This window comes from Shewanella zhangzhouensis (assembly GCF_019457615.1).
Classification (GTDB): Bacteria; Pseudomonadota; Gammaproteobacteria; order Enterobacterales; family Shewanellaceae; genus Shewanella; species Shewanella zhangzhouensis.
Window position 1 is genome coordinate 1880091 of the sequence record NZ_CP080414.1, and the last position, 12647, is coordinate 1892737.

9 protein-coding genes are annotated in these 12647 nt (G+C 54.8%); 8 read left to right on the plus strand and 1 reads right to left on the minus strand.

Annotated elements, in window-relative coordinates; genetic code table 11:
• Nucleotides 1-18: 18 nt before the first annotated feature.
• Nucleotides 19-813, minus strand: a complete 795-nt coding sequence (gene cysZ / locus K0H63_RS08080; protein ID WP_220067495.1) for a sulfate transporter CysZ — start codon at nt 811-813, stop codon at nt 19-21.
• Nucleotides 814-1107: 294 nt separating this feature from the next.
• On the opposite strand from cysZ, the gene K0H63_RS08085 reads away from it, so the two are divergent.
• From K0H63_RS08085 to K0H63_RS08120, 8 genes are all read left to right on the plus strand, one after another.
• The gene (locus K0H63_RS08085) at nt 1108-4527 is read left to right on the plus strand and encodes a chromosome segregation protein SMC (protein ID WP_220067496.1); all 3420 of its coding nucleotides are present in this window, start codon (nt 1108-1110) and stop codon (nt 4525-4527) included.
• Nucleotides 4528-4550: 23 nt separating this feature from the next.
• On the plus strand, nt 4551-5573 hold the full coding sequence (gene zipA, locus K0H63_RS08090; protein WP_220067497.1) for a cell division protein ZipA: 1023 nt from the start codon (nt 4551-4553) through the stop codon (nt 5571-5573).
• 62 nt (nt 5574-5635) lie between these two features.
• Entirely contained in the window at nt 5636-7648 is a 2013-nt protein-coding gene (gene ligA / locus K0H63_RS08095; RefSeq protein WP_258405679.1) for an NAD-dependent DNA ligase LigA, read from the plus strand.
• 126 nt (nt 7649-7774) lie between these two features.
• Complete coding sequence (locus tag K0H63_RS08100) at nt 7775-8722, plus strand: collagenase (protein WP_220067499.1); 948 nt, start codon at nt 7775-7777, stop codon at nt 8720-8722.
• Between the two features lie 128 nt (nt 8723-8850).
• A complete protein-coding gene (locus K0H63_RS08105; protein WP_220067500.1) occupies nt 8851-9342 on the plus strand; it encodes a DUF2919 domain-containing protein in 492 nt (163 codons plus the stop codon).
• 516 nt (nt 9343-9858) lie between these two features.
• Nucleotides 9859-11073 carry an HD-GYP domain-containing protein gene (locus K0H63_RS08110; protein WP_220067501.1) on the plus strand — a complete coding sequence of 405 codons (1215 nt, stop codon included), beginning with the start codon at nt 9859-9861 and terminating at the stop codon, nt 11071-11073.
• A 65-nt stretch (nt 11074-11138) separates the two neighbouring features.
• Nucleotides 11139-11954: an SDR family oxidoreductase gene (locus tag K0H63_RS08115; RefSeq protein ID WP_220067502.1), complete on the plus strand. Its 816-nt coding sequence runs from the start codon at nt 11139-11141 to the stop codon at nt 11952-11954.
• 78 nt (nt 11955-12032) lie between these two features.
• A complete protein-coding gene (locus K0H63_RS08120) occupies nt 12033-12590 on the plus strand; it encodes a thiol:disulfide interchange protein DsbA/DsbL (RefSeq protein WP_220067853.1) in 558 nt (185 codons plus the stop codon).
• Nucleotides 12591-12647: the final 57 nt, after the last annotated feature.

Here is a 12647-nt window from a genome sequence, read left to right on the forward strand (position 1 = left end):
TTGCAAAGTTGAGGCCGATTATTCCGGCGCTATGTTGGGGTGGCGGTAGGCTTCGCGATAACGGTCAACCCACATGGCGGTGGCGCCGCAAATGGCCACTGGCATCACAATAAAATTCACCACAGGGATCATCGAAAACAAGGTGACGGCGGCACCAAAACTCATGCTGGTGCCCTTGGTTTGCCGCAGGGCGAAACGCATGTCGTTAAACGGGACCTTGTGATTATCGAAGGGATAATCACAGTACTGAATCGCCATCATCCAACTGCTGAACAAAAACCACAGCACAGGGGCGGCGGTTTGCCCAACAAGCGGCACCCAAAACAGCAGTAAAAACAGGATTGCGCGGGGCAGGTAGTACTTGAGCTTGAGCCATTCACGGCCAAGGATCCGCGGCAAGTCTTTGATTAAGTCCGAAGTCGTTCCTGTATACAGAGGCTTGCCGGTGAGCAGCTGCTCTACCTTTTCCGCGAGCAAACCATTGAAGGGGGCGGCGAGCCAATTCATTACTGAGCTGAAAATAAAGGCCATCACCACCAACATGGTCAAGACCGCCAGCGGCCACAACAAAAAGTTAAGCCAGGACAGGTATTCGGGCAGCTGGCCGCTGATGTAGGCAAAAAGCTGCTCAAGCTGGCCAAACGCCACGTAAAAGGCACCGGCAAACAGCAGCAGGTTAATCATCAGTGGAATAAAGACGAAAGTACGCAGGCCGGGGCGGCGAATAAGATGAAAGCCTTCCATAAAGTAGTTAAAACCACTCTTGGCCTGGCGGGCGGATTCCCGGGTAGATGAAAGCGACGGTCGTGACATAAGGGGCTTTGCTCCAAACGTTTGTGTTTGCAGGCATTGTCGGCCAAGGTCCGCCAAGGTTGCAAGGTTGAAATTGTGGCGAAATACGTCCGGCACTCTTTGCCGTATTCACCTTGACGCCTGTTTGTGTGGCCGGGGCCTCTTTTAGGGTGATAAAAACGTTACAAATTCAAATGGGCTTTGGTAAAGTTGGCAGCAAACAACAGGAATGAAGGCTCTCGCCAACCGGCGGGGCAATTTTTTCATCGGCGCGACGGCTGCGTTGGCGGCCACTGAAGCGATTTGACTGGCATTATGAGACTGAAACAAATAAAACTTGCTGGCTTCAAGTCGTTTGTCGATCCCACCAGGATCCCATTCCCCAATCCCCTAACGGCCATCATAGGCCCCAATGGCTGTGGTAAATCCAACGTGATTGATGCCGTGCGCTGGGTGCTGGGCGAAAGCTCCGCCAAGCACCTTCGCGGCGATTCCATGACCGACGTTATCTTCAATGGCTCCAGTGCCCGCAGGCCAGTGTCTGTTGCCGGGGTAGAGCTGGTATTTGATAACAGAGAAGGGCGTCTTGGCGGCCAGTACGCCAGCTATGAAGAAATTGCAGTAAAGCGTCAGGTCAGTCGCGATGGCGAGTCGCTGTATTTTCTCAACGGCCAGAAATGTCGCCGCAAGGACATCACAGATCTCTTTATGGGCACCGGCCTTGGGCCGCGAAGCTACGCCATTATCGAACAGGGCATGATTTCGCGCCTGATTGAATCCCGACCCCAGGAACTCAGGGTTTTTATCGAAGAAGCTGCCGGTATTTCCCGCTATAAAGAGCGTCGCCGCGACACCGAAAACCGTATCCGCCATACCCGCGAAAACCTGGAACGCCTGGGGGATATTCGACTCGAGCTGGGTAAACAGCTCGACAAACTCGCCGTGCAGGCCGAGGCCGCTAAACGTTACCGCGAATACAAACAGGCCGAGCGTACCACCCACGCCGAGCTGCTGGTGATGCGCTATCAGGAAATCTGTCAACAGGCCGATGCCCTTGGCCGCGAAATCGCGCAGCAGGAATTTTTATACCAGAGCGCCAAAACCTCCCTTGATACCACCGCCGCCAGGCTCGATGAGCAAAAACTCGTGCTCGCGGCTTTGGTGGATGAAGAGCAAGACACCCTCGAAGCCTACTATCTGGCCGGCACCGAAGTGGCGCGCCTTGAGCAGCAACTGTCACATTTGGAAGAGCGCAGTCACAGTCTGCGAAGCCGGGGAGATAGCCTCGCAGAGGAGATTTCCGGGCTCATGGCAAGGCAGGAGTCGCTCGAGGCAGCTCAGCAAGACGCGGCCGACAAGCTCGCCGGGCAGGAAGAAGTCTTACTGGGATTGGAAGAAACTCAGGACGCCTGGAGTCAGAGTGCGGAAGACGCCGAAGACGCGTTGGAGCAGCTCAAGGATACCGTGACCCAGGCAGAGCGCCGCCATGCTGAGACGAAAGCAAGATGCGAGCTGACTTCCCAGCGACTCGTCCATCTTAAACAGGTGAGCCAGGAAAAAGCGCAGTCGCTGTCGGGATACCGGGAGCAGCAAGCGTCCCATGTGGATGAGGACGTTGACTCTGTTACGCCGCCATCGCAGCAAAGTCTGGCGCCGCTGATGGAAAGGTTGGATAACGCCAAAGCGGCACAGGCCCAGGCAAAGACGGCACTCGCCGAGTGTGAACAGGCACTGGCAAAGTGCCGTGGCGAACAGAGCGAAGCTCAGGGGCGCTATTCGGTGCTGTCCAGATTGCTTGAAGACAATGCAGGCAATGCAGCCGGACCTGCGCGTACCAAACTCTGGCAGCGTCTTGATGTGGCAGCGGGCTGGGAGAAGACCGCAGAGCTACTGCTTGGGCATCTGTTGGAGCAGCCCCTGTTTGAAGACACCGCCTTTGGTCAGGACGCGTTTGATGGTCAGGGATTCAGTTATCAGGAAAAGCGCGACTGGGGCATTATGCAGGCGCCGGTTAATCTTGCGCCCTGGCTGGATAACGTTGGCTTTGCCGAAAGCTTGAATGTGGCACAGGAGCGCCTGGTTGGTACAGCACAAAACACACTCATCGCCACCAGGGACGGCTATCTGGTCGGCCATGGATTGGTGCTGCAACACCAGGGTACCGGCACCGATAAGGTGGCACTTAAAGCAGAGGCTGAAGCACTGGGTGCCCGCATTGGTCAGATACAGGCTGAGCTTGCGCAACTTGAGCGGGCAGTGGCAGAGCAGCGTGATGGGCTGAATCTGGCCCGTATTCATCGGGAAGCCGTTGAAGCAGAGCTGTTTGAAGCCAAACAACTTCAGGATCGGCAGCAAACCCTGTGGGAGGCGAGCGTCGCTCACCAGGCCCAGCGCGCCAAACAGCGAGCGTTCATCGATGAACAAATCCAGCGTTTGACCCAGCAGTACGAGCAGTCGGTGCTGGAGCTGGAAGTGGCAGACGAAGCCCTGATGCAGCAGGAAGACGCATTGGAGCAGGCGGCAGAGGCCTTGGCACAGGCACGGGAGGAGCTCATTCCGGCCAGACGCATGGCGGAAGAGCGGCGAGCCTCGGTCGCAAATATTGATAAATCGGTCGAAGCGGCTAAGGCGACACGTGCCGAAATGGCCACGTCTCTGGCCCTGATCAGCCAGCAAATGGCGTCGGGAAAGGAGCAACTGTCAAAATTATTGACGCAAAAAGCGACCCTGGATGCCGAACTTAAAGCCCAGTCTGAGCACAGTGGTGACGCCGACCGCGAAGCCTTATCCATGAAATTGCGTGAGCAGCTTGCCACCCAGCAAACAAGGCAAACGGCACTGGCGGAAAACCGCAGTCGGCAGGCTCAGGTTCAGGAACAGATTGATGCTTTACTATTGAAGCAAAAACAAGAAGTTGGCAAGATAGACCACTTGACTCATACCCTCGAATCGTTAAAGCTACGACGGGAAGGTTTAAAGGGTCAGGGTGACACTCAACTTGGGCAGTTGGCCGAGGCTAATATTCGACTCAATGAGGTGTTGCCAAGCGTACCTCCCCACGCATCAGTTGAGGAGTGGCAGCAAAGATTGGAGAAGCTTCGAAGTAAAATCAGTCGCTTGGGCGCCATAAATTTGGCGGCGATTGAAGAGTACGATGAAGCCAAGGCGCGCAAAGATTATCTGGATGAGCAGGACAGGGATCTCGAGCAGGCGCTGGAAAGCCTTGAAGAGGCTATCCGCAAGATAGACAGGGAAACCCGCAGCCGCTTCAAAGCGACCTTTGAACAGGTCAATGCCGATCTGGGGACCTTGTTCCCCAAGGTGTTTGGTGGCGGCAGTGCTTATCTTGCGCTCACAGACAATGATTTACTGGAAACCGGTGTGACCATCATGGCGAGGCCGCCCGGGAAAAAGAACTCCACAATTCACCTGCTCTCGGGTGGTGAAAAGGCGCTGACCGCTTTATCATTGGTGTTCGCAATTTTCAGGTTGAATCCAGCCCCTTTTTGTATGCTCGACGAGGTCGATGCACCGCTGGATGATGCCAACGTTGACCGATTCTGCAGACTGCTGCAGGAAATGTCGGCCAGCGTGCAGTTTATATACATCAGCCACAATAAGATAACCATGGAAATGGCTGATCAGTTGGTAGGTGTGACCATGCATGAGCCCGGCGTATCCCGCATCGTTGCGGTGGACATCGAAGAAGCCGTGGCCATGGCACACACGGAATGAATTCAGGAAAGACAGGGTATCCAATGGAAGATTTACAACTGGTTTTGTTTGTGCTCGGTGCCATCGCGATTGTGGCGGTGCTTGTGCATGGGTTTTGGTCTATCAGAAAGCAGCAGCCCCGAACCATTAAAGAACAACCCAGAACCCCTTACGCCATGTCTCCCGGGCGTCGTGACGCCGAAGGCTTTGATGCCGATGGCATCGGTGAAGTGAGGGTGCGTAAACTGGCCCCTGACGATAAAAAGCCAGAGCCTGTGCAAGCGACTCAGGACGATGCCTTTTCCCTGTCTGACGAGCCCAAGGTTCGCCGTGTTAAAGAGCGTCAGGAACCCGTGTTGGAGTCGCGCCCTGAAACGGCACCAAGCCATACAGGTCATGAGCTTCGCCGCCATGAAGAGCCTTCACCCAGTGCCAGACAGGTACAGCTGGGACTTCTGGATGACCTGGATCCGGAGCCTTCTCAAGGCGACTTGTATGAAGATGTAAACGCCTCGGGCGCCGACTACGAAGATGAGTATGACGCCTATGAAAACCAGCCTGCGTCCGTAAATCCTCAAGAGACTGCCCAGGGGCAAGCGACTCATGCACAGGCGACGCAGACTGAGCCCCAAGTGAAGGCTGAAGAGCCGCTGCCGGATCCCCGCGATGTGCTGGTGTTGCACGTGGTGGCCCGGGAAGGCCAGGTACTGGCCGGTGCCGAGCTGCTGCCCTGTCTGCTTGAACTGAATTTCAAATACGGTGACATGGAAATATTCCATCGCCATGAAGATAACGCCGGTAACGGCAAGGTACTGTTTTCGCTCGCCAATATGCTTAAGCCTGGCACCTTCGATCCCGACACCATGGAGCAGTTCAACACCCACGGCATAGTGCTCTTTATGACACTGCCATGCCACGGTGAAGCGGTGATGAACTTCTCACTGATGCTGAACTCTGCCTGTCAGCTGGCGGACGACCTCGATGCACTGGTGCTTGACGGTCAGCGCCAACTCTGGAGCGATGCCACCAAGGCGCAGTATCTCGCCCGCATCCGCGCCAGCGCATAACAAGTTATTGATTTACAAAGTGGGGCCGCATGAGCGGCCCCGCGCATTTCCAAGGTACCATCATGCAAGTTAAAGCCGAAATTCAACGTCTTACCGCTGAAATCAATCGTCACAACATTGCCTACTATGTGCAGGATGCGCCAAGTATTCCCGATGCGGAATACGACCGGCTGATGAACCAGCTCAAAGCGCTGGAAGCCGAGCACCCGGAGTTTGCCGAGCCAGACTCGCCCACCCAGCGTGTGGGCGGCGCGGCACTGAATAAATTTGAGCAGGTCAGCCACCTCAAACCCATGCTGAGCCTGGATAACGCCTTCAATGAAGAAGACTTTGTTGCCTTTGATAAGCGCCTGACCGACAAGGTGGGTCCCCAGGTGTACTGCGCCGAGCCCAAACTCGATGGCCTCGCAGTGAGCCTGATTTATCGTCATGGCGTGCTTGAGCGTGCCGCTACCCGTGGCGATGGCGCCGTCGGGGAAGATATCAGCGTGAATATGCGCACCATCAAGTCGGTGCCCTTGAGACTGCAGGGCGATGATATACCGGCATTGGTTGAAGTGCGTGGCGAGGTCTTTATGCCAAGGGCTGCCTTTGAAGCGCTGAACGACCGCGCCCGGGCAAGAGGTGACAAGCTGTTCGTCAATCCCCGCAATGCCGCCGCCGGCAGCCTGCGTCAGCTGGACAGCAAGATAACCGCCGAGCGCTCACTGGCCTTTTATGCCTACGCCCTGGGCGTAGTGCAGGACGACAACGGTACCGATTTGGTGCTGGCGCCCACCCACAAAGGCCAGCTGGAGCGCCTTACAGCCTTCGGTTTGCCGGTGAGCAAGGAAGTGAAACTCTGTGAAGGCCTTGCCGAGGTGATGGCCTACTACGCCGACATCCTCAAGCGACGTGACGAGCTTGCCTTTGAAATCGATGGCGTGGTTATCAAGGTTAACAACATCGAAGCCCAGCAGCAGCTCGGGTTTGTGGCCCGAGCGCCGCGTTGGGCCATTGCCTTTAAGTTTCCGGCACAGGAAGAAATGACCTTGCTGGAAGGCGTTGATTTTCAGGTGGGCCGCACTGGCGCCGTCACTCCTGTCGCCCGCTTAAAACCTGTCTTTGTGGGCGGCGTGACCGTATCCAACGCGACTTTGCACAATGGCGATGAAATTGCCCGTCTTGGGGTGAAGATTGGCGATACCGTGATTATTCGCCGCGCCGGAGATGTGATCCCGCAAATTGTGGCCGTGGTGGCGGAGCGCCGCCCCGAGAATGCGCAGGATATCCTGTTCCCCGATACTTGCCCCGTGTGTGGCTCTTTGGTGGAGCGGATTGAAGGCGAGGCTGTGGCACGCTGCAGTGGCGGGCTTTTCTGTGAAGCCCAGCGCCGTGAGGCCATCAAGCACTTTGCCTCCCGCAAGGCCATGTATATCGATGGCATGGGTGACAAGGTGGTTGAGCAACTTATCGATAAAGAGCTGGTGGAAAGCCCGGCGGATCTGTTCAAGCTCAATGTGTCCAAGCTGACCATGCTTGAGCGTATGGGCACCAAGTCGGCCACCAATCTGATGGCGGCCATTGAAGAGGCCAAAACCACCACCTTGCCCAAGTTTTTGTATGCACTGGGTATTCGGGAAGTAGGGGAGGCCACAGCCGCTAACCTGGCGAAACATTTCCTGAGCCTGGATGCTATAAGGGTGGCCGATGTGGACGCCCTGATGCAGGTGGAGGATGTGGGCACAGTGGTTGCTCAGCACGTGGCGCACTTTTTTGCCCAGCCCCATAACCTTGAGGTAATAGATGCGCTGATCAATGCTGGCGTGAACTGGCCTGCCATCGAAAAGCCATCGGCCGATGCACAGCCGCTGCTTGGCCAAACCTGGGTGCTCACGGGTACCCTCACCAGTCTTGGCCGCACCGAGGCCAAGGCCAAGCTTGAGGCCCTTGGCGCCAAGGTGGCGGGCAGTGTCTCCAAGAACACCCACTGCGTGGTTGCCGGTGAAGCAGCGGGCTCCAAGCTTGCCAAGGCCCAGGAACTGGGTATCCCGGTTTTGGATGAAGCTGGTCTGATTGAGCTTGTAGGTCTCTGATATTATTTAAAAACTTATCCAGTTGAAAAAACGTCAACTTCAGGTTGGCGTTTTTTTGTTGCCTGCATTTGATAAATAAAATATACAATATCCCGCAACATAAAATATAACAACTGGAGATAACACATGCACTCACCCAAGTCCCTTATCGCCGCCGGTTTGCTGCTGGCACTCATCAGTGCGGTTTCCCACGCCAAGGGTCGGCCAGGTACCAACCCCACCGAGCCTGCCGACCCCAATGTGGTCTTGCCTATCCGTGTGGATTGCAGCGCCACCATCAATTTGTGGGCCCAGGACATGACAGACCCGCAAATCGCCGATACCTGTGCGCAGCTCTCAAGTCAGGAAAGTGATTTCCACCAGAGAATGCAAACCTTTGGTGAGCCGGTGGCAAACGATTACAACGACAGCCTGCGGGTGGTGGTATTCGATGACTACAACCAGTACGACAAATACGGCTATGAGCTTTTCAATATCAACACCAACAATGGTGGCATCTATATTGAGGGCAATCCGGCGGATGTGAACAACCAGGCGAGTTTCTATGCCCACGAAGCCGATTGGCTGCGCCCTGAGTTTGAAATTTGGAACCTGCGCCACGAATATATCCATTACCTGGAAGGGCGCTTTGTCAGCTATGGCGGCTTTAATTTCTACCCGGACAAGATGGTGTGGTGGGCAGAAGGCCTGGCAGAGTACCTCTCCCTTGGCACCGACAACGCTACGGCAGTGAACCTCGCAATCAACACCCGCGCCAATCGTCGTCCGACACTGGCGACCATTTTTTCAACCAGTTACCGGGACGGCACCGACAGGGTCTACCGCTGGAGCTATCTGGCAATCCGCTTCCTGTTTGAGCGCCACGAAGCCGAAGTGCTGGCCATGACAGAGCATCTGAAACATAACCAGTTCGCCAGTTATGATGCGGCGCTTGGCAACTTTGCGACAAACTATCAGGCCGAGTTTGCCGAGTGGCTGAATGGCCTTGCACCGCAAAAGGCAACGACGCTGGACAGCAAGCGTGAGCAGATGCTGCTGCGTCATGCCGAGCACCAGGCGCGCAAGCAGCGCTAGTCCCTGGCGATAGTCCCTTCACCTGGGACGACCAATCTTCATGATAAAGGCCCACAGAAGCGGGTCTTTGTGTTTCTCAGGCCTTGAATCCCGGCCACCTTGCCCCCAACTCAAGGGAAAGACATGACGTGGAGCACACTTTGCTCAAGTTTGAACACATTCGCTGGGTCGATGACAAGGGCCATATCAAACCGCCGCTGGGGCTCTATTTACTGCTGACATTTCTTGCCCGCGGCTGGGTAGTATTTGTGGCCTCGCTAACCCAATTCAGCGACAGGGCAGGCTTGGTAAGGCTGTTTTATCCCCATAAAGAAAGCTTTTTGCTGGCGCTTGCTACGGGATTTGGCGCCTTGCTGTGTTATGGGCTGATTATCCTAGAGCGTAAGGCGCGGCCGGATTGGGCGATGAGTCTCTTCAGCCATTTGAAATGGCTGCTGTGGCCCTTGTTGGTGCTGGATGCTGTGATGCTTGTAGCGCGTTTGCTCTCCAGCGGCTTTTTGTTTTCATGGACCGCAGCCGCCGATGCGGTGCTGATTTTCTGGTTTGCCATTTATCTGCTGAAATCCAGCCATTTACGGCTTTACCTCGCGGACTGGAAGCGTCCTGTTATCCATCAATAAGTAGCGCAGCGCCTGCTCAAACGCCTGCTGAGTTCGTCGCTGTTATGGGAGGACTGATTGGTGTTTTCAGGTTTCGGACTTTGTTTACTGTTGATGTGCTGGGATAAAGTGCCGGGCAAAAAAAGCGCTGCCGGGGCAGCGCCAACATCTGAGGGCTGATAAGCCAAAAACTTACCTTCGCCCCTTGACCAACAAAAGGAATGTAACCTGAGTCACAGGCGTGAGCCTGTTACCCGGGACAATTGACAGCAACACAATCCACCACGGGCCCGGGGTGCGAAGCGCCGCAGTGACAAAGCTATTATGCATAATCTGGATAATGTATACAATTGTGTTAAGCTGAAAACAATTCAACCCAGGTCTGCCGTGTCAAAAATGCGTCACTGGCCCCAAACTTGTCAGATAAATATTTGCCTTATGCTGAATATGGATTTACGCTTTTAATTCATAGGATTGGCGTGTTATCAACCGCTATTCCGTCATCGAGGTTTTTACACCCCTCTTCGGAGGCTTTGATTGGCCAAAAGCAACCCCATTTCCATTCCGGTCTCAGAACTCAGATTGGGACTCACAGTAAAGCTGCCGCTGTCCTGGACGGAGCACCCGTTTCTTATCAATCGTATTGAACTCAAAGAACAGGCGCAGATAGAAATGATCCGGGGCCTGAAGGTGCAACATGTGTTGGTGCTCGCCGGCGCTGAGCTGCTGGATGAGGACGTGCCCAAGGAAGAGGTGCCAATCGAAGATGATGGCTTTGACGAGGACATGCCTGAGCGGGATGTAAAGCGTGAGGCCAGAGTCGCGATACGCAAAAGCCAGAAGCGTTTTTTGGACTGTGTAAATGACAGCCGCAGCCTGGTGGGGAAACTTGGCAGCGATCCCGAAGGGGCTTACCGTTTGTCTGCCACTTTGGTTGAGCAGATGCTGGAACACTTGTTTGAGCAGGAGGCCGCTTATCTTGCACTGGTGAGCGCAGGAGAGCAGGGTACCTCGGTTACCCAGCATGGGATCAGCGTGGCCGTGTTGTCGCTGATGATTGCCAAGAGCATGGATATGCCCAAAAAAGACATGCGGGATATCGCGCTGGGTGCGCTGCTGCATGACATAGGTAAGCTCAGGGTGCCGGATAATATCCGTCGAAAGCGCGGGCCGCTCACCACCCAGGAAATCAACTTCATGAACCAGCATCCCAACTATGGTCATGAGATGCTCAGTCGCAGCGGTTTGTTTCCTGAAGAGGTGCTGCACATTATTCGTCATCATCACGAATTTATTGATGGCACAGGTTTTCCGGATGGCCTTACCGGGAAAAAAATTCCCAGAACCACGCAAATCGTCGCATTGGCCAATGATTTTGAAGATCAAATGACCAGCCACAGCATTGTCTCACCCCAGGTCGCCCTGGGTTATTTATTCAAACACAGGGTAGGTAAGCACGACGAAGCCCTGATTGCGACCCTGGTGAAGGTATTGGGCATTTATCCACCCGGCACTCTGGTGCATCTCACCGACGGTTCTTTGGGTAAGGTGATGATGACAACCCGGGAAGTCAAGCAGCCCCAGGTGTGGGCCTGCAGCGCTGCCGGAGGCGATCCCGGGCTCAGAATATTGATGAATGAAGACGTCAGTATCGACAGGGTCATCAAAATTGAAGAACTCTCCGAAGCCGCGATTCGGGTGCTCCAGGCGGATGCGCCTATCAGCTATTACTTTGCCGCGCTCGAAGCTTGAGTTTTCTGCTCAGGTGCGTATTCTGAATCCCTCCTGTATCCATACTGGGATTAAGCTGTTACTTCATGTCTGATTTTAAAACCATTTCTATTGTCGGCTGTGGCTGGTTCGGGTTGCCCCTTGCCAGGCTGCTGAAAAGCAAGGGCCTCAGGGTTAAAGGGTGCAAACGTACGCCTGCAGGCGTGGAAGTACTCACACAAGCAGGCATTGAAGGCTATTGTGTGGATTTGGACCAGGATGCAGCCCTGCCCGAAGGACTGCTCGATGCCGATGTGTTGGTAATCAATCTCCCTCCAGGTCTTCGCCGCGGCGACACAAGCTATCTTGAGCGCCTCGCGACATTGCGTGATGCCATAAAAACACCTCCCAAACGATTGATTTTTATCAGCTCCACCGGAGTTTATCCCGATCTTCCCAAACTGGTGGATGAAAAAGACAGCAGTGCTCATTCCCCCACGGCGGCAATCTTGCTGGGTGCTGAAGCCCTGTTTGCCCCGTTTAATACCACTGTGGTTCGTTTTGCCGGACTGGTGGGGCCCGAGCGACACCCCGGGCGCTTTTTTGCCGGTAAAAAAGACATCGCGGGTGGCGCCGTGCCGGTTAATCTGGTGCACCTCACCGATTGCATTGAGGGTGTTGTGGCGCTTATTTTCGCCGATACCCTGGCCCCCTGTTACAACCTGTGTGCGCCGCAGCACCCCACAAAGGCCGAGTTTTACACCACGGCTGCACAGGCCGCCGGCTATGAGTTACCAGAGTTTTTAGCCGGCGACGACACCGACGGTAAGCTTGTCGACGGCAGCCTGATTTGTCGTCTGCACGGCTTTAAGTATTCTTACCCCGATCCTGTGGCGATGCTGAATGCTGCGGATGCGTTTTAAAGCATAAAATCATTGATAAAAGGAAGTTTGTCCGTGAAAACATCGTTAAAGCTCTTGGGTGCCTTTGGGGGCCTGCTGATGTCCTTGTCTGCCATGGCAGCGACTTTTGTGGAAGGTAAGGACTACGTCAGGGTGGAAGGTTTCAGCGAGAGCCATACCCCCGTGCTGCGGGAGTTTTTCTCTTATAACTGTCCACATTGTTTTCGCATGGATCACACCATCGAAGAAGCAGCGGGTTTGGTCGCCAAAGAGGTGCGTTTTGAAAGAACGCCGGTTGGCGCAGGCCGCAAACCCTGGCAAATGAGCCAGCTAGCGTATTATCTCGCGCAAAAGTTCAAGGTGACCGAGCAGACCCACGGTGCCATTTTCAAGCAGGTACAAGAAGTCGCTCCTTTTCAGTCAGAAGCAGACGTGCGGCAGTTTTTCGTGTCCCAGGGGCTCAAGGCTGACGAGCTGGATAAGGCAATTGCGTCATCCGACCGTAAACTGGCCATGATGACCTTTGATACCGAGGCGCAGCTCTCAGGCATACGTGGCGTGCCAAGCCTGCTGGTGAATGGCAAGTATATGCTGCACATTCAGGGCCGCAGCAGTGGTGAGATAGCCGAGTTGGTGCAATACCTAATCAAGCAGTGACTATAGGCTTCAGACAAAACGCCCGGCTATGCCGGGCGTTTTACTTTGTTAGACCTA

What these genes read in the sequence shown, in the direction of transcription:
- cysZ (WP_220067495.1), bottom strand. Translation starts at nt 813, where the DNA reads ATGTCACGACCGTCGCTTTCATCTACCCGGGAATCCGCCCGCCAGGCC.
- K0H63_RS08085 (WP_220067496.1), top strand. Translation starts at nt 1,108, where the DNA reads ATGAGACTGAAACAAATAAAACTTGCTGGCTTCAAGTCGTTTGTCGAT.
- zipA (WP_220067497.1), top strand. Translation starts at nt 4,551, where the DNA reads ATGGAAGATTTACAACTGGTTTTGTTTGTGCTCGGTGCCATCGCGATT.
- ligA (WP_258405679.1), top strand. Translation starts at nt 5,636, where the DNA reads ATGCAAGTTAAAGCCGAAATTCAACGTCTTACCGCTGAAATCAATCGT.
- K0H63_RS08100 (WP_220067499.1), top strand. Translation starts at nt 7,775, where the DNA reads ATGCACTCACCCAAGTCCCTTATCGCCGCCGGTTTGCTGCTGGCACTC.
- K0H63_RS08115 (WP_220067502.1), top strand. Translation starts at nt 11,139, where the DNA reads ATGTCTGATTTTAAAACCATTTCTATTGTCGGCTGTGGCTGGTTCGGG.
- K0H63_RS08120 (WP_220067853.1), top strand. Translation starts at nt 12,033, where the DNA reads ATGTCCTTGTCTGCCATGGCAGCGACTTTTGTGGAAGGTAAGGACTAC.